This window comes from Kitasatospora mediocidica KCTC 9733 (assembly GCF_000744225.1).
In the GTDB taxonomy this organism is placed as follows: Bacteria; Actinomycetota; Actinomycetes; order Streptomycetales; family Streptomycetaceae; genus Kitasatospora; species Kitasatospora mediocidica.
In genome coordinates this window covers 1,219,744-1,243,611 of record NZ_JQLN01000004.1, presented here as the reverse complement: position 1 = coordinate 1,243,611, position 23,868 = coordinate 1,219,744, and the positions used below count along the sequence as shown (strand labels likewise).

General features: G+C 71.7%; 22 protein-coding genes, 1 pseudogene and 1 riboswitch. Of the genes and pseudogenes, 6 read left to right on the top strand and 17 right to left on the bottom strand.

From position 1 onward, the window contains the following. Nucleotides 1-22: 22 nt before the first annotated feature. Together BS80_RS41840 and BS80_RS12945 are read left to right on the top strand one after the other, a co-directional pair. Nucleotides 23-172 carry a hypothetical protein gene (locus tag BS80_RS41840; RefSeq protein WP_198045505.1) on the top strand — a complete coding sequence of 50 codons (150 nt, stop codon included), beginning with the start codon at nt 23-25 and terminating at the stop codon, nt 170-172. A gap of 7 nt (nt 173-179) precedes the next feature. Then, complete coding sequence (locus BS80_RS12945) at nt 180-1,274, top strand: rRNA adenine N-6-methyltransferase family protein (RefSeq protein WP_035796605.1); 1,095 nt, start codon at nt 180-182, stop codon at nt 1,272-1,274. Between the two features lie 104 nt (nt 1,275-1,378). Here BS80_RS12945 and BS80_RS12940 read toward each other — a convergent pair whose 3' ends face one another. The 8 genes from BS80_RS12940 to sbnA all read right to left on the bottom strand — a co-directional run bounded on the left by BS80_RS12940 (nt 1,379) and on the right by sbnA (nt 9,048). Continuing rightward, on the bottom strand, nt 1,379-1,867 hold the full coding sequence (locus tag BS80_RS12940; protein ID WP_035796603.1) for a glutathione peroxidase: 489 nt from the start codon (nt 1,865-1,867) through the stop codon (nt 1,379-1,381). Between the two features lie 80 nt (nt 1,868-1,947). Further along, nucleotides 1,948-2,889: a hydroxyacid dehydrogenase gene (locus BS80_RS12935; protein WP_035797440.1), complete on the bottom strand. Its 942-nt coding sequence runs from the start codon at nt 2,887-2,889 to the stop codon at nt 1,948-1,950. A gap of 84 nt (nt 2,890-2,973) precedes the next feature. Beyond that, nucleotides 2,974-3,846 (bottom strand): ATP-grasp domain-containing protein, encoded by an 873-nt coding sequence (locus BS80_RS12930; protein ID WP_051966519.1) that lies wholly within the window; start codon nt 3,844-3,846, stop codon nt 2,974-2,976. After that, complete coding sequence (locus tag BS80_RS12925; RefSeq protein WP_035796601.1) at nt 3,843-4,970, bottom strand: iron-containing redox enzyme family protein; 1,128 nt, start codon at nt 4,968-4,970, stop codon at nt 3,843-3,845. The genes BS80_RS12930 and BS80_RS12925 overlap by 4 nt, the downstream gene beginning before the upstream one ends. A gap of 114 nt (nt 4,971-5,084) precedes the next feature. Next, nucleotides 5,085-6,062, bottom strand: a complete 978-nt coding sequence (locus BS80_RS12920) for a 2-hydroxyacid dehydrogenase (protein ID WP_035796599.1) — start codon at nt 6,060-6,062, stop codon at nt 5,085-5,087. Continuing rightward, a complete protein-coding gene (locus BS80_RS12915; RefSeq protein WP_063771948.1) occupies nt 6,055-7,032 on the bottom strand; it encodes a DMT family transporter in 978 nt (325 codons plus the stop codon). The genes BS80_RS12920 and BS80_RS12915 overlap by 8 nt, the downstream gene beginning before the upstream one ends. Then, complete coding sequence (gene sbnB, locus BS80_RS12910; protein ID WP_035796596.1) at nt 7,029-8,042, bottom strand: 2,3-diaminopropionate biosynthesis protein SbnB; 1,014 nt, start codon at nt 8,040-8,042, stop codon at nt 7,029-7,031. The genes BS80_RS12915 and sbnB overlap by 4 nt, the downstream gene beginning before the upstream one ends. Next, nucleotides 8,035-9,048, bottom strand: a complete 1,014-nt coding sequence (sbnA, locus tag BS80_RS12905) for a 2,3-diaminopropionate biosynthesis protein SbnA (protein ID WP_035796593.1) — start codon at nt 9,046-9,048, stop codon at nt 8,035-8,037. Before sbnA ends, sbnB begins: the two co-directional genes overlap by 8 nt. Nucleotides 9,049-10,079: 1,031 nt before the next feature. Between sbnA and BS80_RS12900 the strand changes: the two genes are divergently transcribed. Together BS80_RS12900 and BS80_RS12895 are read left to right on the top strand one after the other, a co-directional pair. Then, a complete protein-coding gene (locus BS80_RS12900; protein WP_035796590.1) occupies nt 10,080-10,583 on the top strand; it encodes a hypothetical protein in 504 nt (167 codons plus the stop codon). A gap of 245 nt (nt 10,584-10,828) precedes the next feature. Further along, entirely contained in the window at nt 10,829-12,553 is a 1,725-nt protein-coding gene (locus BS80_RS12895) for a hypothetical protein (RefSeq protein WP_198045504.1), read from the top strand. Between the two features lie 102 nt (nt 12,554-12,655). Here the strand turns inward: BS80_RS12895 and BS80_RS12890 are convergent, their stop codons facing one another. The 8 genes and pseudogenes from BS80_RS12890 to BS80_RS12860 form a co-directional block, all read right to left on the bottom strand. Further along, nucleotides 12,656-13,048: an SCO5389 family protein gene (locus BS80_RS12890; RefSeq protein WP_035796582.1), complete on the bottom strand. Its 393-nt coding sequence runs from the start codon at nt 13,046-13,048 to the stop codon at nt 12,656-12,658. Nucleotides 13,049-13,181: 133 nt separating this feature from the next. After that, nucleotides 13,182-13,859 (bottom strand): response regulator transcription factor, encoded by a 678-nt coding sequence (locus BS80_RS12885; RefSeq protein ID WP_035796579.1) that lies wholly within the window; start codon nt 13,857-13,859, stop codon nt 13,182-13,184. Continuing rightward, nucleotides 13,856-15,118, bottom strand: a complete 1,263-nt coding sequence (locus tag BS80_RS12880; protein WP_035796576.1) for a sensor histidine kinase — start codon at nt 15,116-15,118, stop codon at nt 13,856-13,858. The genes BS80_RS12885 and BS80_RS12880 overlap by 4 nt, the downstream gene beginning before the upstream one ends. Nucleotides 15,119-15,189: 71 nt before the next feature. Continuing rightward, the gene (locus BS80_RS43820) at nt 15,190-15,465 is read right to left on the bottom strand and encodes a hypothetical protein (RefSeq protein WP_332262165.1); all 276 of its coding nucleotides are present in this window, start codon (nt 15,463-15,465) and stop codon (nt 15,190-15,192) included. 107 nt (nt 15,466-15,572) lie between these two features. Next, a pseudogene (locus BS80_RS43815) lies at nt 15,573-15,815 on the bottom strand (MgtC/SapB family protein); the annotation flags it as partial. Nucleotides 15,816-15,983: 168 nt separating this feature from the next. Beyond that, nucleotides 15,984-17,627 carry an NRAMP family divalent metal transporter gene (locus BS80_RS12870; RefSeq protein WP_035796573.1) on the bottom strand — a complete coding sequence of 548 codons (1,644 nt, stop codon included), beginning with the start codon at nt 17,625-17,627 and terminating at the stop codon, nt 15,984-15,986. Between the two features lie 304 nt (nt 17,628-17,931). Then, nucleotides 17,932-18,107: riboswitch (M-box (ykoK) riboswitch) on the bottom strand. 136 nt (nt 18,108-18,243) lie between these two features. Beyond that, nucleotides 18,244-20,289: a transglycosylase domain-containing protein gene (locus BS80_RS12865; RefSeq protein WP_035797433.1), complete on the bottom strand. Its 2,046-nt coding sequence runs from the start codon at nt 20,287-20,289 to the stop codon at nt 18,244-18,246. A 170-nt stretch (nt 20,290-20,459) separates the two neighbouring features. Further along, nucleotides 20,460-20,651: a hypothetical protein gene (locus tag BS80_RS12860; protein WP_035796570.1), complete on the bottom strand. Its 192-nt coding sequence runs from the start codon at nt 20,649-20,651 to the stop codon at nt 20,460-20,462. Nucleotides 20,652-20,819: 168 nt separating this feature from the next. Here BS80_RS12860 and BS80_RS12855 point away from each other — a divergent pair, with 168 nt between their 5' ends. After that, nucleotides 20,820-21,170: a hypothetical protein gene (locus BS80_RS12855; RefSeq protein ID WP_035796568.1), complete on the top strand. Its 351-nt coding sequence runs from the start codon at nt 20,820-20,822 to the stop codon at nt 21,168-21,170. Nucleotides 21,171-21,206: 36 nt separating this feature from the next. Here the strand turns inward: BS80_RS12855 and BS80_RS12850 are convergent, their stop codons facing one another. Next, complete coding sequence (locus tag BS80_RS12850) at nt 21,207-23,306, bottom strand: S9 family peptidase (RefSeq protein WP_035796565.1); 2,100 nt, start codon at nt 23,304-23,306, stop codon at nt 21,207-21,209. A gap of 224 nt (nt 23,307-23,530) precedes the next feature. Between BS80_RS12850 and BS80_RS12845 the strand changes: the two genes are divergently transcribed. Continuing rightward, on the top strand, nt 23,531-23,830 hold the full coding sequence (locus BS80_RS12845; RefSeq protein ID WP_035796562.1) for a hypothetical protein: 300 nt from the start codon (nt 23,531-23,533) through the stop codon (nt 23,828-23,830). Nucleotides 23,831-23,868 lie beyond the last annotated feature (38 nt).

Here is a 23,868-nt window from a genome sequence, read left to right as displayed (position 1 = left end):
GCAGCAACAAGGAGGCACCTCGATGGGAAAGCACGGCGGAGGCGGCGGCAGCGACGGGCCCGGCAAGGCGGGCGGCGGCTCGGGCGGCGGCCACTCGGGGTCGCCCGACACCACCCCGCACGACGGACACCGGGACGCCCCGCCCACCAACCTGCCCAAGCCCGGGAGGTAGGGAACCAATGACCTGGGACGAACTCACCGACAGGCTCCGGGAGTCCGGGGCGCTGTCGGCCGACTGGGAGGCGACGTTCCGAGCCTTCCCGCGGGACCGCTTCACCCCGGCGCAGATCTACCACGGGGGCGACTGGATCGACTTCGAGTCCAACCCGGCTCGGTGGTCGGAACTGGCCGCCTCGGACCTGCCATTGGCCACGCAGCTGTACGAGGGGACCGAGACCCCGTCCTCGTCCAGCTCTATGCCCACGGTGGTCGCGACGATGCTCCGCCACCTGGACGTGGCCGACGGCATGCGCGTCCTGGAGGTGGGCACCGGGACGGGATGGACGGCGGCCCTGCTGTCCCACCGGCTCGGCCCGGACAACGTCGTCAGCATCGAGGTGGACCCCAAGCTCGCCACTGAGGCCCGAGCCCGGCTTGACGCGCTCGGCCTGCGGCCCCGGGTGGTGGCCGGTGACGGCATGCTCGGCTACCCAGATAGGGCGCCCTTCCAGCGAGTGCAGCTGACGGCCGCTGTTCAGCGTCTGCCAGCAGCCCTGATCGAGCAGACCGAGCCCGGCGGGGTGATCCTGGCCCCGTACGGCACGGCCTTCTGCAACGGGGCGTTGGCGCGGCTCACGGTCGCCGAGGACGGCAAGTCGGCGAGTGGTCCCTTCGTGGCGGACGTGGCGTTCATGTGGGTCCGCGACCAGCGACCCGACAGCGGCGAGTTCGACATCGAGGACGTCCGGTACAGCCGTTCGGAGATCGACCCCACCGGCGTTGCTGACAACACCGACGCCGCGTTCGCGATCGGCCTGCGGATGCCCGACCTGTTCAGGCAAAGCGTCTGGGCCTCCTACGACCGCTTCGGCACGGGCCGCTTCGAGATCTGGGACGGGCGGTCATACGCCCACTGCCGTCTTGCCGACTGGCAGGCCGGGCATGCCGTCTCGCAGTCCGGCCCCAGGAACGTCTGGGACGAGGTGACAGTCGCCTACCAGTGGTGGCAGCGCCACGACCGCCCGGACCTGTCCCGGCTCGGCCTGACCGTGACCCTGGCCGGCGAACACCGGGCCTGGTTGGACGACCCGGACCACGAGATCGGCTCACTCTGACGGGCTCGATTGCCGCACGTCCCCGACGGGCTGCTCGCACTCCCGGTCCGCTACTGACGCGGACGGTGGGCGGGTCGATCAGGTCGACCCGCCACCGATGGCCGTCAGGCCGGGAGGATGGCCTCGATGGCGGCGATGACCTCCGGGGCCTCCGGCTCGGTGCGTGGACGGATCCGCCCGGCCACCGTGCCGTCGGGGGTGATCAGGAACTTCTCGAAGTTCCAGGTCACGTCGCCGGCCTCGCCGCTCTCGTCGGCGGCCTTGACCAGCTCGGTGTAGAGCGGGTGGCGGCCCTCGCCGTTCACCTCCAGCTTCTCGAACATCGGGAAGGTGACGCCGTAGCTGGTGGAGCAGAACGTCTGGATCTCCTCGGCGCTGCCCGGCTCCTGCCCGCCGAACTGGTTGCACGGGAAGCCCAGCACGGTCAGCCCGCGCTCGGCGTAGCGCTCCTGCAGGCGCTCCAGGCCCGCGTACTGCGGCGTCAGGCCGCACTTCGAGGCGACGTTGACGAGCAGCAGCGCGCGGCCCTTGTAGTCGCCCAGTGAGGCCTTCTCGCCGGCCAGCGTGTGCAGCGGGATGTCGTACAGGCTCATGATGCGGTTCCCTTCGAACGGTCTGGGTTGCACCTGCCACGGTAGCCGCACGGCACCCGTAGAGCCGGGGTGCCCGGCCGTCAGTTGACCGCGCCCGGGATGTCCTGTCCGGTCAGCGCGAACCGGACGGCGCGGACGGCCTCCCGGCCCGCGCGCTCCTGGGCTTCGGGGGTGCCGGCGCCGATGTGCGGGGTGGCGATCACCGAGCCGATGCCGAGCAGCGGGGAGGACTCCGGGGGTTCGACCTCGAAGACGTCGAGCGCGGCGCCGGCCAGGCGGTTCTCCTTGAGCGCCTGAGCCAGCGCGAACTCGTCGACGATGCCGCCGCGCGCGGTGTTCAGCAGGCGCAACGACGGCTTCGCCAGCGCAAGTTCGGCCTCGCCGATGATCCCCCGGGTCTGCGGCGTGAGCGGCAGGTGGATGGTCAGGAAGTCGCTCTCCCGCACCAGCTCGTCGAGCGTCACCGACCGCACGCCGGCCGGCTCCATCGCGTCGGCCGGGACGAACGGGTCGTGCGCGACGATCCGCATGTCGAGCGCCCGGAGCCTGGTCGCCACCAGGCGGCCGACCTTGCCGAAGCCGAGGATGCCGGCCGTCTTGCCGGCCAGCTCGACGCCCTGGAACGCCGCGCGCCTCCACTGCCCGGCGTGCACGGAGGCCGAGGCGGCGGGGATGGTGCGGGCCATCGAGATCATCAGGCCGACGGTCAGCTCCGCCACGCTCACCACGTTGGACTGCGGCGCGTTGGCGACCTTCACCCCGGCTCTGGTGGCGGCACTCACGTCGACGTTGTCCAGCCCGACTCCCGCGCGGGCGACGATGCGCAGCAGCGGCGCGGCGTCCAGGACCTCCTGGTCGACCTTGGTCGCGCTGCGGATCAGCAGGGCGGTGGCGGCGGGCACCGCGGCCAGCAGCGCCACCCGGTCGGCGCCCTCGCAGTGGCGCAGGTCGAAGTCCGGTTCGAGCTCGGCGAGCACGTGGGCGGGGAGCGGGTCTGCGACGAGAACGATGGGCTTTGGCACGAACGGTCCTTCCAGCGGAGGGAGTTGCAGTGCGGGTCTGTTCCGGTGCGGGCGCGTGGCGGCGCGCCCGCACCGGATGGTGCGTCAGTTCGCGGCGTCCAGCAGGTTCTTGATGCTCAGCGCGAAGCGGTCCGCGATCGCCTCGGAGTGCCGCAGGTACAGGGCCGGCTCCACCAACTCCAGCTCCAGGACCAGCAGTCCGTAGTCGACCGTGTTGAGCACGTCGATCCGCGCGTAGAGCGGTGCGGGGGTGATCCAGTCGTAGACCGCGCCGGCCAGTGCGAGTTCCTCCGCGGAGGGCTCCAAGGGGGCTCCCACGTGGGCGACTTCGAGCGAGGTGTGCATGCCCGAGGGGCGCCGCACGCTGTGCGACTGGGTGCCGCCCAGCCAGATCACCGAGGTCTCGCCGGTGGTGGTGAAGTCGTGCAGGTAGGGCTGGATCAGCGCGTCGCCGTTGTGGGTCAGGCCGTCCAGGTGGGCCTGGCCCTCGTCCAGGCTGTCCTTGTCGACCTTGATGGTGCCGTGCGCGGAGGCGGAGATCGCGGGCTTGACGACCGCGTCCTCCCAGCCGGTGCGGCGCAGGATCTCCGCCAGGTCGCCGCTCTCGCCCTTGCGGACCCACTCGGTGGGGATGGTCGCGAAGCCCGCGTCCGCCACCCGGGTCAGGTAGGACTTGTGCGAGTTCCACCGGATGATCTCGGGGGAGTTCTGCACGCTGGTCAGCGGCGCTATCCGGTCGAGCCAGGCGATGAACTCGCCGTGCCGCAGGTGGTAGTCGAAGACCGAGCGGATCACCGTGACCGGGGCCAGCGACCAGTCCACCTTCGGGTCGTCCCAGATCACGACCTCGGTGGGGACACCCAGGCGGTTCAGGGCGTGCAGCAGCTCCTGGTCGTCGGGGGCGAGTTCGGGCAGGTGCGCGGCGGTGACGAGGCGCACGGACGGGGTGGTGGTCATTCTGCGGCTCCCTCGGAGGAGATCGAACGGAGGTAGGTGAGCATGTGGTCGAACTGGCGGCGACCGGTGTCCGAGGCGAGGTGGGCACCCCGCAGGATGTCGCGGACCTCGTCGGGCGCGAGTTCCGGCCGCTGAAGGCGCATGCCGTCGGAGAGTTCGCGGCTGTGCCGGGGGTCGATCTTGACGTGCGCGGTGAAGTAGATCCGCATCTCGTCGTCGAGCAGACCCACCCGGGTCATGCCGTCGAGGATGCGGACGAAGTGCGGCTCGACCCAGCTCTCGAAGACCAGGAAGCAGCCGTAGGCCATCATCTTGCGCGAGGGCCGGGTGAGCATGGCCGCGTTGGTGTTCGAGGTGAACTTGGCGAACCAGGGGTGCTCGTCCCGGTAGGTGTCGAGCTTCTCCCAGCCGTCCTCGGTCGCCTCCAGCAGGCGGCGCAGCCAGTAGGTGTGGAAGTTCTCCAGCTTGCCGCGCCCGCACTCGTCCCAGAGGTTCGCGGCGGCGACGGCCTTCTGCATCCCCTGCAGGCCCACCACCAGCAGCGCGACCTCGTCGTCGACGACCTCGTTGCGGATCAGCTCGCACTGCAGGAAGCGCTCGATCTGCTCGCGCGAGGCCTCGTCGCGGATGAACTCGAAGAGCGGGTGGACCACGCCGGGGTTGGTCGCGGCCAACTCGTCCAGGTGGTCCGCCGCCGCGTACTGGTCGGTGAGCGAGGGAGCCTCGGTGGGCGTGGCCCAGTGGTCGAACAGCTCGCGCTCCAGCGTGATCTTCGCCGCGTACTGGGCCGTTTCGGCGGCGTCGTCGGTGCTGCGGGTGAAGGCGCCGTCGCGGTAGCCGAACCAGTGGGCGTAGATGGCGGACAGGTGGCGGTGCAGGAACCGGCCGTGCGCCTCGGTGTCCTCGCGCAGCGCGGCCAGGATCAGTGTCTGCTTCTCGGGGGTGGCGGCCATGAAGTCGGCCAGCTCCGGGTCGAAGCCGGCGAACTTCTCGACCGGCGGCCAGTAGCGGTCGTACAACCGGGCCGTCTCGTCGGGCAGCTGCTTGAGCCGTCCCTTCGCCAGCGAGGAGGGCTCCTGTTGGCTGATCGCCAGCTCGGACGGTGTCGTCACAGCACTGGTCATGAGACGTGAGTCCTTTCGCGTGTATGGGTGTGATCAGGCCGTCGGCGGGTCGCCGAAGGGCGCGCCGAAGCGCCTCCGGGCCTGGGGGAAGTCGGTGGGTCGGGTGGTGTCGCCTCAGCGGGCCGGCGGGAGGGCAGCCGGCGTCAGGGCGGGACGGCCGCTCAGGACGGCGAGGATGTTGTCGGTCGCGAGGTTCCCCATCGCGATCCGGGTCTCGACGGTCGCGCTGCCCAGGTGCGGCGTCAGGACGGCACGCTCCTGGCCCAGCAGGGCGGTGTTCACCGCGGGCTCGTCGGTGTGGTTGTCGACGGCGGCGGCGAGCAGCGCGCCGGAGTCCAGCGCGGCCGCGAGGGCGTCCTCGTCCACCACCCCCGCGGTGATGCTGACGACCACGGCGCCGCGCGGGAGCCGGGACAGCCGCTGGGCGTCCAGCAGCCCCCGGGTCTGCTCGGACAGCGGACAGCTGACCACCAGGAGCGAGGACTCGGCCAGCAGCGCGTCCAACGGCCGCCAGGAGGCGCCCAGTTCTTGGGTGGTGGGCAGCGGGTTCCGGTTGTGGTAGCCGATCCGCATGGAGAACCCGAGGGCCCGGCGCGCCACGGCCCGGCCGATCTGGCCCATGCCGACGATGCCCAGCGAGGCGCCGGTCAGCGTCGTGCCGAGCATGAAGTTCGGCGACCAGGACCACGGGACGCCCGAGCGCACCCGCCGCTCGCCCTCGCCGATCCGCCGGGCGGCGCCCAGCAGCAGCGCCATGGCCAGGTCCGCGGTCGCCTCGGTCAGCACGCCGGGTGTGTTGGACACCAGGACGCCGCGCGCGGCACAGGCCGCCAGATCCACGTTGTGCAGGCCCACCGCGTGGTTGGCCACGATCCGCAGGCCCGGGCCGGCCGCGTCGAGGAACTCCCCGTCGACGCGGTCGTCCAGGGTGGTGAGCGCTGCCGAGGTGCCCCGCACCGCGTCGAGCAGCTCGGCGCGGGGCATCGCCCGATCGCTGTCGTGCAGGACGAGGTCGTGCGCCGCACCCAGTCGCTCGGACACGCCGGGGGCCAGCCGCCGGGTGACCAGGATCGATCGGCGATGGCTAGGCATGGCGCACCGCTCCGCTCTCCTCGTCGGCGGCGGGACTAGGCGGGAGGACCGGTTCGGCTGCCGGCACGGGCGTCTGACGGGCGTTGCGGCCCACGGCGACGGCACCGAGCACCACGACCGCCGCGACCAGCGTCACCGCGTCCAGGTGCTCCCCGAGCAGCAGCGCCGACCAGCCGAGGGTCAGCACCGGCTGGGCGAGCTGGAGGCGTCCGACCCGGGCCACGCCGCCGCGGGCCAGGCCCTCGTACCAGAAGAAGAAGCCCAGGCACATGCTGACCAGGCCGAGGTAGGTCATCGAGACGGCCGCGCCCGCCGTGATGTGGTGCGGCGGGCGCAGCGCCACCGTGAGCGCGGTCAGCGGGACGGTCACCGGCAGCGAGAGCACCAGCGCCCAGCAGATGACGCGCCAGCCGCCGTACGTCCGCGCCATCACGCCGCCGCGCGCGTAGCCGAAGCCCACCACGGCCACGGCCAGGATCAGCAGCAGGTCGCCGGCCTGGAACCGGCCGGCCCCCTGGATGACCGGCAGGCTCACGATGCCCACCAGGCCGACCGCCATGGCGATCCAGTAGCTGCGCCGCGGGCGCTCCCCGGCCAGCAGGACGCCGAAGCCGGCCGTGGCCGCGGGTATCAGCCCGGTGACGACCGCTCCGTGCGCGCTGTTCACCGACTGCAGGGCGAGCGAGGTGAGCAGCGGGAAGCCGACGACGACCGTCGCGGCCACCTGGACCAGGCCCGCGCGCGCCTCCTTCGGCGGCAGCAGCGGCTGACGCTTCGCCGACAGCACCAGGAGCGCGAGCAGCGCCGCCGGCAGCGCCCGGCCGAACGCGACCGTCCAGCCCCCGAACGCGGGGTCGGCCACCCGGGTGGAGGGCAGCGTCATGCTGAAGGCCAGCACGCCCAGGGCGCCGAGCAGCATGGCGTGCTTGGCCGCGGCCGCCGGAGCGGCGGGGGCCGCCGTGACGCTCACTTGCCCCACCGTTCGGTCTCGCCGAAGAAGCCGTCGATCGCCTGGGTCTGCCCGCTCTCCACGGCACGGCGGTGGATGTAGCTGCCGACGGCGAGGTCGAGCACCCCCAGCCCGAACGGCGAGAAGATCCGCGGCCGCTCGGCGTCGAGCGAGACCTCGCCGCGGATCACCTGGGCGAGCACGCCGGAGATGAAGTCGCGGTTGCCCGTCTGCTGCTCGGCCAGGTGCGGCGAGGTGTTGGCGGTCAGGCAGTGGTCGACGTCGTCCACCACGTTGTGCGAGGACAGCACGAGGTCGGGGGAGATGTCCCGCAGCGAGATGTTGAGGACCACCTGACCGGGGGCGAACGCGCCGGGTTCGACGATGTACGGCTCGGGGGCGGTGGTGGCCAGCACGATCACGTCCGCGCCGTCGAAGGCCGTCGGCAGGTCATCGAACCGACTGGCGGAGTAGCCGAGTTCGTCGCGCACGTGGGCGGCGAGCAGCTCCGCGTACTCGGCCTTGTGGTCGACGATCGCGAACTCGCCGACCTTCCAGTCCTCGGCGGCGAAGAACTCGATGATGTTGCGGGCGATGATGCCCGAGCCGACGACCGTGATCCGCTCCGCGTTGGTGCGGCCGAGCAGCTGCGCCGCGCCGAGCACGGCCGAGGCGGCGGTGCGGGCCGCGCTGATCTGCGAGGCCTCCAGGCAGGCGAACGGGTAGCCGGTCGCGTAGTCGTTGAGCAGCAGGACGGCCGACGCCCGCGGCACGTTGTTCTTGATGTTCTCGGGGAAGCTGCTGATCCACTTGATACCGGCGACGTCGTACTCCCCGCCGAGGTACGCCGGGAGCGCGATGATGCGGGCGCTCGGGTTCTCGGGGAAGCGCAGGAAGTAGCTGTTCGGATTCACCGACGAGCCCGCGTAGTGCGTCAGATAGGCCTCTTTGACCACGGTGACGAGCTCGGAGCGCGACTCCTGGATGATCTTGCGTGCGACCGTTCCGCTGACTACATCGAAGTTAAACAACGTTCATCTCCCAGGAGGCGACGGGGAACTCTGACTGGTTGACCGTGTTGACGGTGGTGACCGCATCGGCGCCGAACCGGGCCGCGACCCATTCGTCGTTGTAGATCGTGGCGAGGTAGCGCTCGCCGAGATCGGGGGAGAGCGCGACGACGCGCGACCCCGGGGGAATGAGGCCGGCTTGGGCCTGGACGGCGGCGAACACCGAACCGGTCGATCCGCCGACCAGGACGCCGTATCGCCGGGCAATCGTCCGGCAGGCCCGGACGGCGTCCACCTCGTTCACGAGAATGACGTCGTCGACCATTTCCGGCCGGAATACCTCGGGGCGCCTGCTGGTGCCGAGCCCGGGAACGAAGCGCGGCCCGCTGGGACCCCCGAAGGTGACGGACCCGACCGTGTCCACGGCGATGATCCGGGTATTCGGCGAGAAACGCCGGAAGTAGTCGGCGCAGCCCATGAGCGTGCCGGTTGTCCCCGCCCCGACGAACAGGTGGTCCACCGTACCGATCTCGGCGGCGGTGGAGGCGGCGGTGCGGGTGAAATGCACGTGCGGATTGGCGGCGTTCGCGTACTGATTCGTCCACAACAGCTCGGGGTCCTCGGCGAGCATCCGCTTGATGAGGTTGATCCGGGTCGCCAGGAACCCGCCGTTGGCGTCCCGCTCGCTCACCACCACGACCTTCGTCCCCAGCGCCTTCATGGCGGCCATGCTCTGGGCGGAGACGTTCGGGTCGGTGACACAGGTGAAGGCGTAGCCCTTGGCTGCGCACACCACGCTCAGCGCCACGCCGAGATTGCCCGACGACGACTCGACGACACTCCCGCCCGGCCCCAGGAGCCCGCGGTCCTCCGCGTCCTGGATCAGGCCGACCGCGGTCTTGAGCTTCACGGAGCCGGCCGGGTTGAGGCCCTCGATCTTGAGGAAAAGGTCACTGTCGTGCAGGACGTCGGACAACTGGAGGAACATGTCGTCCGTCACCAATTCATAGGCATTGCTTCGTATCATTTCCTATCCACCCTCCTGGAAACGGAAACGCGCTACCACCTGGATTAATCCATGCCAGTGAAAGCCGCTGGATCCGTGCGCCGCCGACCTGGGTCGACGGGCGGGAGGAGCGGCCGGAAGCGAAATCAAAGTAGGATTGCCTGGAGCTGTGGAGATGTTAGCGCAAGGCGCCCGGTGCAAGGGGTGCCGTCTGGGGTGGTCATTCCCAGGTCCCGGCCCTGCGAGGGCGGCAAGAAATTCCGCATGAAGCCCGAATGAACAGCTGCCTTGCCCGTGAAACTGCACGTACGTATCACCATCGACAGCGCGCCCCCCGGCCGAACTATCATCACCCGGCAACTGGACGGATGCCGTGTCTGTGGATGCCGCGTATGCCGAATCCGCCCGCCGGCGGCACCGCAGCACTGGGACGGATGTTATCAGTCGAGCTGTCCTGTGGTGATCTACGAGTGCACTTTTTATGGTTTGAAACCCTCGTTACCCACGGGTCAAGTGGAATGACTTCCTCCTGATGACGGAGGGTGATTCCGTGGTGGAGTGCCTTTCGGTCGCCGAATTGCGAGGTCAGCGCACCGTTGTGCGCCGGGCGCCGATGTGCGGCTGCGGTGCGGCGGGTGGCGTACGCTGACGCTGTGTGAGTGCCGCCGGATCGAACGAATTTCGAGCGGGGGTGCGGCGGAATGTGCGCGAATTCCATTTGAAATTGCAATGTAACATTCGACTCGCATGCGATCCGTGGTGTCCGTGGTGTCCGAGGATTCGGTGCCTCGCGGATCGCCTGCCGCATCGCACCCGGGATCGGCCGCCGCCCCGCCCCGCCGCCCCGCCCTCGCCGGGAGCCTGGTCCGCCGCCCCGGGGTCCGGTGGCGACATGCCCTTTGCTCTCTCTTCGCTTGACTGGAAGGATTATTGACGACTCGTCATATCATCCCGCAGGCGTCAAGGCCCGGGCGAGTCCGCCTGTAGTCGCGTGGTGGCGGACCCCGGCAGACTGGGTCGGCGGGGCCGGGAGCTGAGGGCGGGAGTGGCTGATGGGTCGAATCGAGCCGCAGGGCGGCGGGCACCACGACAGTGGTGCCGGTGCGTTCGGGGGCGGGCGTGCGGGCAGCGGCCGCCCGGTGACGCGGCAGGAGGTGGAGGCGTTCACCGCGCACCTGTGCGGTCTGCTCGGCGCCGACCGGCGCAAGGCCGCCACGCGTGAACTGGCCGACTGGCTCGGCAGCACCGGCCTGCCCGGCGCCCTGCTGATGGCCTGCCACACCGCCACGGCCGTCGGAACGGCCACCGTCGCCCGGTCCGTCTCGATGGCCGAACTGGGCGGCGCCATCCCGATCGCGGATGCTCCGCTGCTGCTGCTCCTCGACGGCGCCGAGGGCGCGGAGGCACTCGTCCAGGCGGTCCTGCGCCGGCGGGACGCGAAGCCGACGCCGGACGACCTGGCCTTCCTCCAGGACACCGAGCGGGCCGTGTTCAGCCTGCTGTACCTGGTGCAGTGCCTGGCCGGCCTGCGCGCGGACGCCGGGGAGAGCGCCTGACGCCGGAGAAGCAGCCCGCCGCCCGCTCCCTCCGGTGGCCCAGCCACGCGTGTCACGGTGCCCGGCGGACGGCCGGGGGCGGCAGAGTTACGCGCGGAGCGGCCGGTGCGTGCAAGGGTCGAACGCTCACCCGTATTCTGGCCTACCGCAGGCTCCCCGAGGCGCGGACGGTTTCTCGCCCGCCCCCGGTGGCCTGCACCGTTCCACCCCTGCCGCAGTCTTCCCCGCCACGAACCGGACGTCCCATGACAGTGCTTCATGTGCAGAACGCTGATGTACCGCCCCAGGACCGCTCCGCCGGTCCAGCCCCCGACCACGGACCGGACGTCCGTGAGGACCTGCTCAGGTTCGCCGAGTTGGGCGGGTTCACCCTCGCCGCCGACACCCACGCCTGGTACGCCGCACTCGACACGGTGACCGGCCCCGAGGAGGCCAGGGCCGCGTCGACCGTCCTCGCCGAGGTGCGCGGCGGCGCGCTGAACAGCGCCCAGGAGGCCGCCACGCGGCTCGTCGCCGACTCGGACCTGCGCGAACCGGCCACCCTCACCGAGGCGGACGCCCTCGTCGGCCTCGGACGCCGACTCCAGGACACCGCGGTGACGCTCGGCGCCGGCGTGTACGTGGAGGACCTCGACGCCCTGGCGGCGGCGACCGCGAGCGGCACCTGGCGCAAGGAGCGCGGGCTGAAGCTCTCCTGGGGACGCCGCCGCAAGCTGCGCGCCCAGGCCCGCGGCCTGGCCGTCGCGGACCGCCCGCGCCGCGACGCGCTGCACGCGGCCCTGGTCGCGGCGGCCGCCGAGCGCACGGACTGGGCGGCCCTGGCCACCTCCGGCGCGGCCTCGGCCGCCCGGCCGTTGGACAGCGCGCAGCTGGAGGCCACCGCGCAGTCGGTCGAGGCGCTGGCCGCCGCACTGCGCGAGCTGGGCCGCCTGTTCCCCGACCGCGACCTGACGGCGCTTCCCTTCACCGACCTCGCGGACCTGGTGGACCGGCTGGCCACGGACGAGGGGACGCTCTACCGGCTCCCCGAACTCCGCACGCTCCGCGCCGGCTTGGAGGCCGCCGGACTGGCCGACCTGCTCGCCGACCTCACCGCCGCCCGCGCCGACCGCACCGCGGCGGAGGCGGCCTACCGTCGCCACGCGGGCGAGGTGGAGGCGGCGGTGGAGGTGGAGGCCGAGGTGGCGGCTGAGGCTGAGACCGGGGAGTCTGTGGACGCGGCGGAGTCGGGGGTCGAGGCTGAGGCCGCTGTCGACGTCGCTGTCGCCGTCGAGGCCGACGCGGCGGTCGACACCGAGGCGGAGACCGCCTGGCAGGCGCTGAGCGCCGGCCCGCGCGAGGCTCTCGACAACGAGCCGACGGCTGAGCCGGTCACGGTGGCCGAGGTCGAGGTCGAGGTTGTGGCCGAGCCTGAGGTCGAGCCCGTGGCTGAGGTTGAGCCCGAGGTCGTGGTCGAGGCCGAGCCTGAGGTTGAGGCCGAGCCTGTGGCTGTGGCTGTGGTTGAGCCCGAGGTCGAGGTCGACGTTGTGGCCGAGCCCGTGGCAGAGGTCGAGGTCGAGGTTGCCCCGGTCGTCGAGGCTGAGCCGACCGCTGAGGTCGTCGCAGAGCCCATCGTCGAGGCCGAGCCCGAAGTCGAGCCCGAGCCTGTTGCCGTGGTCGAGCCCACCCTCGCCCCCGAGGCCGTCGAGCCCGAGCCCGCCGCCGCCGAGTCCGCCCCCGCCGCCGACGCCGAGTCCGCCCCCGCCAAGCGTGCGCGGCGCCCGCGCAAGCCCGACCTCACCCCGGGCCGTCCGGTCACCGCCTACACACCCGCCGAACTGCTCGCCCTGGTCCGCTGGATCGATGGCGACGCCGTCGAGCGGACCGACGACGAGCTGCTCCGCGCCGCGATGAAGGAGCTGGGCTTCGCCCGCCTGGGCCCCCGGATCAAGGACGCCCTCGGCGCGGCTGTCACCGAGGCCCGCCTCTAGAACGACCGCACCACCGCACCACCGCGCACCAGCAGACGCCGGGCCCCGGTCCCGAGGACATCGTCCTCGGGACCGGGGCCCGGCGTCGCTTCACCTCCCGGCTCAGCAGCTCCGCAGCTCCGGCACCTGGTTGAGCAGCTGCGACCGGACGGACGTGAACCTGCGGTACGCCTCCCCCTGCTCCGCGCCGACCGGGAAGACCGCGACCCGGTGGCAGTTCATGAACGCCAGCCGCACGCCGAAGTGCCGCTCCAGGCTGCCCCGGATGGCGTCGCTCGCCAGCGCCCGGAGCAGCTGCCCGCGCTCGGCGTCCGACGGCGGCGGGACGCTGTTGTCGGCGAACGGGCGGTCGCCGGCGCCGAGTTCGGCGGTCAGCTCCTCGATCATCCGGTAGGCGTAGGGGAGTGAGGTGCGGACGGTGTCGACGAAGTCGGCTTCGTTCACCTCGCCCTGTTCGGCCTGGGCGAGCAGCGCGGGGGAGACGTCGAGGGACATGGGGGCTCCGTTCCGGATGGCCAAGTAGAAATGAAAGCCATTTCCATTAACGAGGATCGGATATCCCTGACACCCTGTCAAGCGACACTCCCATCGGCTCGTCAGCGCATCGGCACGTCGGCTCGTCGGCACGTCAGCCGGCGAACCCCGGTACCACCAGGCCGGATTCGTACGCGATCACCACCGCGTGGGTCCGGTTCTGCGCGCCGAGCTTGGTCAGCACGTTCCCGACGTGCGTCTTCGCGGTCTCCAGGCTCACCGTGAGCGACTCCGCGATCTCCGGGTTGGACAGGCCGGTGGCCATCAACCGCAGCACCTCCTCCTCCCGTCCCGTCAGCGCCGCCCTGGGCAGCGCCTCGGCGGAGCGCAGCGGCCGGGTGGTGACCATCCGGCGCAGGGCCGCCGGGAAGAGGATCGCCTCTCCCGCCGCCGCCACCCGTACCGCCTGCGCGATCTGCCGGACCGGAAGCCGCTTGAGCACGAACCCACTGGCCCCCGCGCTCAGGGCGGCGGTGACGTAGTCGTCGTTCTCGAAGGTGGTGATCACCACGACCTTCGGCGGGTCGGCCGACTCGGCCAGCAGCTGCCGGGTGGCCTCGATCCCGTTGCGGCGCGGCATCCGCACATCCATCAGGATCACGTCCGGCCGCAGGCGCCGGGACTGCTCCACCGCCTCGACGCCGTCGGCGGCCTCGCCGACCACCGTGAGCCCCGGCTGCGCGGCGAGCAACGTGCGCAGTCCGCTGCGGGTCACCGCGTCGTCGTCCGCGATCAGGAGCGTGACGGCGGCGTTCGCGTCGGGGTCGATCACGCCGGGAGCCGTACCGGCAGGCGGACCGCCAACCGCCAGTGCTGCGGCCCGGCCGGGCCGGCCTCGATCTCACCGTGCAGCAGCCGCACCCGCTCGACCAGCCCGGGCAGGCCGTGCCCGGACGTCGGGAAGTCCCCTGCCGCCACGCCCGTCCCGGTCCGGTTGACCACGCTGAGCTCCAGTCCCTCCGGCGCGGCCGCCACCCGGACGGCGATCGGACCGCCCGCGCCGTGCCGCAGCGCGTTCGTCAGTCCCTCTTGCAGGATCCGGTACGCCGCCCGGGAGAGCGTCCCCTGAACCTGCGCCAACTCGCCCGACAGCTCGGGCTCCACCACTGCCCCCGCGTGCCGTAGCCGGTCCAGCAGTTCGGGCAGGTCGGCCAAGGTCCGGGTCGGCGCCGTCCCCGCCTGCTCCTCGCGCAGCACGCCCAGCACGTAGTCCAGGTCCTCCAGTGCGGCCCGGGTCGACTCCTCGATGCTGCGCAGGGCGGCCCGCGCCGCCACCGGGTCGGCGGAGAGCACCTCGCCCGCCACCGCTGCCTGGATCGTGGCCGCCGTCAGCGTGTGCCCGATCGAGTCGTGCAACTCCTGCGCCAGCCGGTTGCGTTGGGCCAGCAGCAGCTCCCGCTCGGCCGCCAGCGCGAGCCGCTCGGCCGACGACGGCCCCAACAGCCGTGGTGCCAGCCACCGCAGCGCGTTCGCCGCCACCGCGCACACCACCGGAACCAGCAACAGGCAGATGAGGGCCACCACCCAGCTCCAGGCACCCGTCACCCGCACCGATCCGCCGGACCAGCTCAACCGCCCCTCGCCCGACAGCCAGCCCCCCGGCAGGGACACGGCCGCGCCGAGCAGCACCAGGCTCGCCAGGCCACCCGTCCACCCCAGCGCCACGTGCAGCACCAGCCACAGCGGAGTCCGCCAGCGGCCGGCGCCGCTCGAAACCGCGCCGCTGGAAACCGCGCCGCTGGAAACCGCACCGCTCGGAACAGCCCCGGACGGCAGCGGCACCTTCAGCAGCCGGCGGGCGCCGGCGATCAGTGCCCGCCGCGTGGTGCGGGCCAGCCCGAACGCGGCCACCAGCGCCGCCCAGACCAGCAGGCTCAGCACCGCCTGGACCGCGTAGGGAGCCGGTCGCAGGGCCAGCGCCGGCAGCATCGCGAACGGCAGTAGTGGCATGCTCACGAGCGCGCCGAGGCCGGCGAACAGCGCACCCGAATACGTGGAGCCGCGCAACAGCGGCCGGATTCCCCTGATCATGATCGTCAGTATGGCCGGGCAGCTCCGCGGTGACCTCCCCCGATCGGGGGAGCACCGCGCCCCGGACGGTGTCAGGCCAGCGCCTCCTGTTCGGCGTCCTCCTCCAGGTGCCAGTGCAGGTCCGTCACCCCGGGTTCCAACGAGAGCCGCGCGACGACCTGTTCCAGCGACTGGGCGACGTCGCCGCTGATGGCGACGGTGGCGCGGAGGCTGGTGTCCTCGCCCGGTCCGCGGCGGGCCCGCAGGCCGGTGGGGGCGAGGGCGGAGGCGGTGAGGGCCTGGAGGAGCAGGGCGCGGATGTGGGACTCCGCCCGTCGTTCGCAGGCCAGGTGGATGGTGGCGCGCACGGTGGCGTCCGGGTCGGTGCCGGCGGCCGGGCCCGGTCCAGCAGGCGCCCGGCCGGACGCAGGACCACGTGCACCGCCAGCACCGCGAGCGTGCCCAGCACGGCGAAGGCGTACTGGCCGGAGGCGGCCAGCACACCGACCGCCGCCGAACACCACAGGGTGGCGGCGGTGTTCAGGCCGCGGACTCCCGCGCCGTCGCGCAGGATGACGCCGCCGCCCAGGAAGCCGATGCCGGAGACCACGTAGGAGGCCACCCGGGTCGGACTGCCGGAGTCCGCGACGGCCTCGCTGTACAGGACGAACAGGGTGGCCCCGGTGGCGACCAGGGCGTTGGTGCGCAGGCCCGCCATCCGGGCGCGCCACTGGCGTTCGACGCCGATCAGTGCGCCGCAGGCGACGCCGGTGGCGAGTCGGAGCAGGAAGTCGATGGTGGTCAGCGTGTGCACGGGCCACCTCCTTTGCCGGTCGGTGGGCCGGGGTGGCGGGGTCCGGTTGGGCCCTGCCGCCCCGGGTTCGGGTCAGTTGCTGAGGGCGACTTGGACGATCTTGATGATGACCAGGACCATCGCGACGAGGAGGTAGCTGCGCAGCGCGCCCATGCCGATCTTGCGGCCGGTGGCCATGACGGGCTTGGTGAGGGTCTCCAGCGGGGGCATCCGCCAGGTGTCGCGCCCGGTGCGGTCCAGGGGATCTTCGTTGGTGGCGGTGCGGCGGCGGGTGAAGGCGTAGCCGGCGGCCAGGACTCCGGTGACGCCGCAGACGGCCATGATCTGCAGGATGGCGTCGGCGGTGATGTCGGGGAACAGGACGGAGGCGGTCAGGATGACGGAGAGGGTCACCAGGACGCCGACGACGGCGGCGGTGAAGGCGTTCGTCTTGGGTCCGTTGACCCAGGGGCCCAGGACCTGCTTGTCGTTGCAGAGCAGCAGGAGGAAGACCGAGGCGGAGGGGAGCAGCACGCCGGCGAGGGTCTGGACGCCTTCGGTGAGCAGGCCCAGCGGGGAACCGGGGATGAGGACGATGGCGGCGGCCAGGGCGACGAGTCCGGCATAGACGGCATAGAAGCCCTTGGCGCCGCCGACGCCCCGGTGCAGCGAGTGCTTGATGCCGAAGACGTCGCCGATGGCGTAGGCGGTGGAGAGCGAGACGGCGAAGGCGCCGATGATGGAGGCGTCCAGCAGGGCGATCGCGAACAGCACACCGGCGAACTTCCCGGCGTGGTCGGCGATTCCGGTGGCCACGCCGGCCGCGTCGGTGAAGGTGCCGAAGTCCTTGGTCCCGGCGAACGCGGCGGCCGAGGCGCCCATCAGGGCGGCGCCGCCGACCACGACGATCAGGATCCCGATCCAGAGGTCGACCTTCTCGTACTTCATGAAGCGCGGGGTGATGCGCTTGTCGATGACGTAGGACTGCTGGAAGAAGAGCTGCCAGGGGGCGACGGTGGTGCCGACGATGCCGATGATCAGCAGCATGACGGTGGAGAGCTGGTCGGAGCCGCCGGGCATGGTGGGGACGACGAAGTCGTGGGCCATCTGCGAGGTCTTGGGGTGGACCAGGAAGTAGACGGGGATCAGCAGCAGCGATCCGGCGCACAGGGCGATGGCGATCCGCTCGAAGCGCTGGAAGGAGCCGGTGAAGGCGGAGGCGATGATGATCGCGGCGGCCAGTACGACGGAGGCGACCTTGGGCAGGCCGAGGTAGCCGGTGGCCAGGGTGATGCCGATGAACTCGGTGACCAGCGTCAGCGCGTTGAGCAGGAAGAGGTCGATGACGCTGAAGGCGCCCCAGAACTTGCCGAAGCGCTCCAGGATGAGGCGGGCGTGGCCGACACCGGTGACCGCGCCCAGGCGCAGCACCATCTCCTGGTTGATGTAGAGGACAGGGACGAGCAGCAGCAGTGTCCAGAGCAGGTGGGTGCCGTAGTTCTGGCCGGCCTGGCCGTAGGTGGCGAAGGCGCCCGCGTCGTTGTCGCCGACCATGACGATCAGGCCCGGGCCGACGATGGCCAGCAGGGTCTTGAGCTTCGCGGACAGTCCGGTGCGCGGTGCGGTGTCGTCCAGTCGGATGGTGCCCAACGCGCCCTTGATGTCGCCGACATGGGCGTCGTCGAGGACCGTGGCACGCTGCGCCGCCGCGGTGGTGGTGGTGATCGTGTCGGTCATGGTGTGCCTCCCAAGCCCCTTCGTACAGGGGCGATTTGGGGGCGCGCAGCAGCCGTCCCCCCTGCGAGCGCGCACCACGTCGCGCCACCGCGGCAGCAGGCCGCGTTGGCATGACGGTGCGTCAAGAGCGAGCGCAGGGAAGGTGGTTACCGCGTGCCGAAGGAAAACGAGGACAAGCGGATGAGGGGCCGTTTGTGGCCCGGACTACTGCAACTCGAATCCATGTCTCTCGCCTCCTTCCGGCCGGGACGCACAGCTGTGCGCCGAATCGACACGGCAAGGAGCGGACCGGTCCATGACGGCCGGTACACCCCAACTCGTCAGAGCTTTGGCACTCCACGGCGTGATCCCGCTCGGAAGCGGGAAGCCACTTGGGATCAACCCTTAGGTCGGGAAGATCTGTCCTGATCCGGAGCGTCTCTCGACGGGTGGGATCAGTGGCCTGTGTCCGTGAAGACGCCTCACCGAACGAGGTGCCTTACTAAACCTCCGCAAGCTTAGACCCTTCCGGGCCGGACACTTGCCAGTTTGATGGAACGTTGACGTTTCGTGATCGAAGGGCCGAAGGGCCCCCGAAACCGGGGGCCCTTCGGCCGAACACACGGCACGGCTGTGGCTACGGCAGCGACACCGAGGCCAGCGAGCTCGGCGGGGTGCCCTTGAGCATGCCGCTGATGGCGTCGCGCCAGATCGGTCCCGCGAGGGTGCCACCGAAGGCCTGGTCGACGCGCTGGCCGCCGATCCGCTGGCCGTCCAGCGAGCTGGTCCCCTCGGTGTTGCCGACCACGGTGGCGCCGGCCGCCTCGGGCGTGTAGCCGATGAACCAGACCTGGTTGCCGTTGTTGGTGGTACCCGTCTTGCCCGCGGTGTCGCGGTCGGTCAGGCCGGCCGTGCTACCGGTGCCGTCCTGCACCACGCCCATCAGCATGGTGGTGATCTCGTCCGCGGTGGTCGTCGACATCGCCTGCGTGCAGTTGGCCTGCGGGACGGCGATCGGCTTGCCGTCGGCGGTGGTCACCGAGTCGATCGCGGTCGGGGAGCAGTAGGTGCCGTGGGCGGCGAAGGTGGCGTATACATTGGCCATCTCCAGCGGCGTGAGGTCGTTGCTGCCCAGCGTCATCGACTGCACGACCTGCAGCGGCTCGCCGCCCGCCTGCTGGGTGATGCCGAGCTTGTTGGTCATCTGCGAGACGTTGCACAGCCCGGCGTCCGCCTCCAGCGAGGCGAAGTAGGTGTTCACCGACTGCGCCATCGCCGGGGCCATGCTGAACGGGCCGACCAGCGAGGTGGAGTCGTTGTGCACGGTGTCGTGCGAGTCGACCTTCTGGCCGGTGCAGCTCCGCATGGCCGGCCACTGCATGCTGTACGGCGAGGGGTAGCTCTGCGAGGGCAGGATGCCGTTCTCCAGCGCCGCCGCCGCCACGATCGGCTTGAACGTCGAGCCGGTCGGGAAGCCCAGGCCGCCGCCCATCGACTTGCCGACGTTCAGGTTGATCTGGGTCTGGTTGGCGTTGACCCCGTACGGGCGGCTCTGGCCCATCGCGAGGATCTTGCCGGTCCCGGGCTGCACCACGCTCATCGCGGTGGCGGCCTTGTCGGTCGCGTAGACGTGCTTGGTCACCGAGGTCTGCAGGGCGGCCTGCGCCTTGGGGTCGAGCGTGGTGTGGATCTGCAGGCCGCCGCGCGACCACAGCGCCTGGCGCTCGGCCGCGCTGGCCCCGAAGGCGGGGTCGTTGGTCACCACGTTCTTCACGTAGTCGCAGAAGAAACCCTCGCCCTGCTGCGCGGTGATGCAACCCTGCTGCGGGCGGCTGACGTTGAGCGTGATCGGGGTGGCGATCGCCTGGTCGGCCTGGGCCTGGGTGACGGTCCCGTACTGGGCCATCTTCTTCAGCACGGTGTCGCGCCGCTCCTTGGCCGCCTTCGGGTTGGCGATCGGGTCGTAGCCGCTGGGCGACTGGACCAGGCCGGCCAGCAGGGCGGCCTGCGGGAGCGTGAGGTCCTTGGCGTGGACGCTGAAGTAGCGCTCGGAGGCGGCCTCGACCCCGTAGGCCTGCTCGCCCATGAACGTGATGTTCAGGTAGTTCGTGATGATCTGGTCCTTGGTGAGCGTCTGCTCGACCTGGATCGCGTACTTCATTTCCTTGATCTTGCGGCCGACGGTCTGCGCCTGGGCCGCCAGCACCGCCGCCTGGTCGTCGCCCGCCTGGTCGACGAAGACGTTCTTCACGTACTGCTGGGTCAGCGTGGAGGCGCCCTGGGTACCGCTGCCGGAGGCGTTGTTGCCGATCGCCCGGGCTATGCCCTTGGGGTCGATCGCGCCGTGCTGGTAGAAGCGGTTGTCCTCGATGTCTACCAGGGCGGACTTCATGATCGGGGCGATCTGGTCGCTCGGCACGACGGTGCGGTCGCGGTCGTAGACCGTGGCGATCACGCCGCCGGCGGAGTCGTAGACGGTCGAGGCCTGCGACAGCGGCGGAGCGGTGAAGTCGTCCGGCAGGCTGTTGAAGTCCTCGACGGCGCCCTTGGCGCCCAGGCCTATGCCGCCCACGGCGGGCAGCGCGAGGCCGGCCGTGAGCACACCGGCGACCGCGCTGATGCTGAGGAACATCGCGGTCAGCCTGGTCTTGTGTACGAAGGATCCAGGGTTCGACGTAGGCATGCCTTAGACCATAAGCATGCAAGATGAGTAAATCGGACCAATCGTCGCGCTTCTTCTGTCACAGAAGTGCGACAAAGTGCGTCCACGGACGGCCGGACCTGCCGTGACAGCACGCGGGCCCGCGCGCGGAGCCTCCGCGCGCGGGCCATCGGTCCCTCGTCACCCGCGCCCTACGGCAGGACGCGCTCGACCGCCACCGCACCGTCGCGCTCCAGCGCCTTGCGGGCCTTCTCCACCAGCTCGGGCGTGACGTCGCGGCCCGAGGCCATCACGAGGTCCTCGGGGTCGATGGGGTGCTCTGATCCGGTGTGCAGCAGACGGTCGGGGGTGGGCAACGACTCGATGTCGACGGACTCGCTCATGGGATGCCTCCATGGATCGTGGGGCTGCGGCCGGACGGACCTGTCCCACGAGTGTGGACCAGGTCCGTCCGGCCGCGCACCTGGAAACCGGCCGCAGCGCCCCTGGAGGGTCCCCGGATTGGCCGTCCGGGGGCGCCCCGGACGGCCGTGCGTGCTTAACCTGCGGTTATGACCAGCCACGATGTGACGTCCCGGGTCGGGGCGCGTTCCCGGGAGCAGGTTGAGAGCGCGCTCGCGCGCCTGGAGTACATCGGCGACCCGCCGTTCGAGCCGTCGCGGTTCCACCGGGGCTCGCTGGACGGCTACCTGTGGGCGCTCGGCCGCAGCACACTCGCCCCGGTGACCGACAGCCTGGCGACCGGGCCCGAGGGCCCGTGCCCGGCGCAGCTCGGCGCCGAGCAGCAGGCGGCCCAGGTCCGCCAGCAGGACCAGAGCGCCGACCAGGACGGCCGCGACTACGCGCGCGGCGTCCACGACGCGCTGGCCTGGGTCTCCGGCCGCAGCGACGTCCAGCCCTGAGACCTCGCCCCTGGACCTTCGCCCTGGACCTTCGCCCTAGACCTTCGGAAGCGACCGCCGCAGGAAGTCCAGCTGGAGTTCGAGCAGGCGCTCGAAGTCCGCGCCGGTCGGGCCCGCGTGGCTCACCCCGCTGAGTGGCAGCACCTCGTGCGGCCGGCCCGCCGCGAGCAGGGCGCTGGAGAGGCGCAGGGTGTGCGCGGGAAAGACGTTGTCGTCCGCGAAACCGTGCATCAGCAGCAGGGGGCGGGACAGCAGCGGCGCCGCCGTCACCAGGGAGTCGCGCTCGAAGCGCTCGGGATACCGGTCGGGGTGGCCCAGGTAGCGCTCGCGCCAGTGGGTGTCGTACATCCGCGATTCGGTGGCGGGGGCTCCGGCGACCGCGGCGTGGAAGACGTCGGGGCGGTGCAGGACGGCGGCGATCGCCAGCGAAGCGCCGAAGGACCAGCCGCGGACGGCGACCCGGGTGAGGTCCAGCTCGGGGTGGCGCTCGGCGATCGCGTGCAGCGCGGCCACCTGGTCCGCCAGGACCGGGCCCATCACGTCGCCGTGGATCTCGCGCTCCCAGCGCGGCCCGCGCCCGGCGGTGCCGGCGCCGTCGGTGGCCAGGACCGCGAAGCCCTGTTCGGCGAACCACTGCGAGACATGGCACCAGGACCCCTGCTCGGCGGTGGCCTTCTGCCCGCCGGGCCCGCCGTAGGGGTCGAGCAGGACGGGCAGCGGGGCGTCGTCGGCCCGGTGCCAGGACGGCAGGTACAGCATCGTGCGCAGCTCGCGCTCTCCCGCGCGCAGCAGCGTGACCCGCAGGTCGAGCACCGGTCGCTCGGCGTGCGAGACCAGCCGGACGGGCGGCTGCCCCGGGCGCAGCACGGTGGCCCTGCTGCCGGGCCGGTCCAGCGAGCGGGCGACGTGCACCAGGGTGCCGGCGCGCCGCACTCCGGTGTGCACGCCCGGCTCGGTGCTGAGCCGGCGCAGGCCGTCCTCGGGGTGGTAGCTCCACAGGTGGGTCTCGCTCGGCTCGTCGGAGGCGAGGAAGAGGACGCCCTCGTCGTCGGCGCCGAGTACCGCGCGCAGCTGGAGGCCGGGCGGGGTGACCGGGGCGCCGTCCACGGTCAGGTGACGGGTGTCCTCCAGGTCGGCGCTGGAGAGCAGGGCGCCGGCCGCGGTGCGGGCGGGCAGGCCGGGCACCAGTTTGACCCAGTGCTCGTCGCGGGCCTGGCTCAGCAGCCGGGTCGAGCCGGTAGTGCGGTCGACGGCCAGCACCTGGACGGTGCCCTGGTCGCGGCTCTGCACGGCGGCGAACGGGCCGTGCGCGTCCCAGCCGGCGGCGGTGAGGTACTCGAAGGCCGCGCGGTCCCAGGCGACGGGCGTGCGCGTGCCGTCGAGGTCGGCGAGCCAGAGCGAGACGTCGGCGTTGGCGCCGCCGGCGGCCGGGTAGCGCATGGCGCGCGGCGGCCGGGAGGGGTTGGCCGGGTCCGCGATGTACCAGACGGTGACCGGGGAGACGTCGACCCGGGCGACCAGCAGGCGGGTGCCGTCGGGCGACCACCAGTAGCCGCGCTCGCGGCCCATCGACTCGGACGCGACGTGCTCGGCCAGACCGAAGACGACGTCCGGGCCGTCCGGGGCGGCGACCGCGCGGTCGCCGGTGCCGTCCGCCCCGATGACCCGCAGGGCGCCGCCGCCGACGTAGGCGATTCTGCAGCCGGACGGATCGGGGCGCGGGTCGACCACCGGCCCCTCGGCGGGCAGCCGCCGGGCCGCGCCGGTGGCGGTGTCGACGGTCCAGAGGTTGCCGGAGAGCGCGAAGACCGCGAGTCGGGCCGCCGCGTCGGTGGTGTAGCCGACGATGCCGCCGGACCGCTCCCGGCCGCGCTCGCGGCGGGTGCGCTCCTCCTCGGAGAGCTGTTCCGTGCCGCCGCTGAGCAGCTCCGCGGGGTCGACCAGCAGCCGTTCGGCGCCGCGGCCGCCGTCGGCGTCCAGGTCCAGCGCCCACAGGCAGCTCAGTGGATCGTCGCCGGCCCGGCTGCGCAGGAAGAGCACGGTCGCGCCGTCCGGGGCGACCGTGAAGTGGGTGGGCGCACCGAGGCTGAAGCGGCCGGTGCGGGCGAGCTGCTGGGGCAACGTGATCGTCGGCATGGCTGACACCCTGTCATCTGGCCCGTCGCGGTTCGCCAGCGGGTTCGATCTCGACGCGTCGGAGTACGAAAAGGTGACCGGAAGGGTGCCAATCTGGCGGTCCGGGGTGCGGCGGGGCCTTGGCAGGGCCAGGCTGAGCCCATGGGCGGAGTCGAGCGGGCGCACAGGGTGACCGGTCCCGGGTCCGCCCGAGACCCTGGAGACCTCCCCCTGGAGCTGACCCGATGACCTCCGATCTGACGTTCCACCAGCTCACCGCCGCCCGACCGCCGATCGCGATCGACTACCACCCGATCGAGGGGCCGGCCCAGCAGCTGCTGGTCAGCGGCGAGCAGCTGCACGCCAACGCCTGCCTGCACTGCGGCACCGACCAGCAGCAGCTGCTCACCGCGGGACACGCCTACACCCACGCGGGCGGCCTGGCCTGGGTGGTGGTGGCCTGCGCCGCGCACCTGGCCCGCAGCCAGGAGCACTCCCGTGCGGGAGCGCTGGAGCAGCCGGACGCGCCGCCGCCCGTGGCCTGACGGCCCGCCCGGCCGGTACCCCGTTCCGGGGGCGGCGG

Bases quoted from the DNA above. Each gene is read 5' to 3' on its own strand.
- BS80_RS41840 (WP_198045505.1), top strand. From the start codon at position 23: ATGGGAAAGCACGGCGGAGGCGGCGGCAGCGACGGGCCCGGCAAGGCG.
- BS80_RS12945 (WP_035796605.1), top strand. From the start codon at position 180: ATGACCTGGGACGAACTCACCGACAGGCTCCGGGAGTCCGGGGCGCTG.
- BS80_RS12940 (WP_035796603.1), bottom strand. From the start codon at position 1,867: ATGAGCCTGTACGACATCCCGCTGCACACGCTGGCCGGCGAGAAGGCC.
- BS80_RS12930 (WP_051966519.1), bottom strand. From the start codon at position 3,846: ATGACCACCACCCCGTCCGTGCGCCTCGTCACCGCCGCGCACCTGCCC.
- BS80_RS12925 (WP_035796601.1), bottom strand. From the start codon at position 4,970: ATGACCAGTGCTGTGACGACACCGTCCGAGCTGGCGATCAGCCAACAG.
- BS80_RS12920 (WP_035796599.1), bottom strand. From the start codon at position 6,062: ATGCCTAGCCATCGCCGATCGATCCTGGTCACCCGGCGGCTGGCCCCC.
- sbnA (WP_035796593.1), bottom strand. From the start codon at position 9,048: ATGATACGAAGCAATGCCTATGAATTGGTGACGGACGACATGTTCCTC.
- BS80_RS12900 (WP_035796590.1), top strand. From the start codon at position 10,080: ATGGGTCGAATCGAGCCGCAGGGCGGCGGGCACCACGACAGTGGTGCC.
- BS80_RS12895 (WP_198045504.1), top strand. From the start codon at position 10,829: ATGACAGTGCTTCATGTGCAGAACGCTGATGTACCGCCCCAGGACCGC.
- BS80_RS12890 (WP_035796582.1), bottom strand. From the start codon at position 13,048: ATGTCCCTCGACGTCTCCCCCGCGCTGCTCGCCCAGGCCGAACAGGGC.
- BS80_RS12880 (WP_035796576.1), bottom strand. From the start codon at position 15,118: ATGATCAGGGGAATCCGGCCGCTGTTGCGCGGCTCCACGTATTCGGGT.
- BS80_RS12870 (WP_035796573.1), bottom strand. From the start codon at position 17,627: ATGACCGACACGATCACCACCACCACCGCGGCGGCGCAGCGTGCCACG.
- BS80_RS12865 (WP_035797433.1), bottom strand. From the start codon at position 20,289: ATGCCTACGTCGAACCCTGGATCCTTCGTACACAAGACCAGGCTGACC.
- BS80_RS12860 (WP_035796570.1), bottom strand. From the start codon at position 20,651: ATGAGCGAGTCCGTCGACATCGAGTCGTTGCCCACCCCCGACCGTCTG.
- BS80_RS12855 (WP_035796568.1), top strand. From the start codon at position 20,820: ATGACCAGCCACGATGTGACGTCCCGGGTCGGGGCGCGTTCCCGGGAG.
- BS80_RS12850 (WP_035796565.1), bottom strand. From the start codon at position 23,306: ATGCCGACGATCACGTTGCCCCAGCAGCTCGCCCGCACCGGCCGCTTC.
- BS80_RS12845 (WP_035796562.1), top strand. From the start codon at position 23,531: ATGACCTCCGATCTGACGTTCCACCAGCTCACCGCCGCCCGACCGCCG.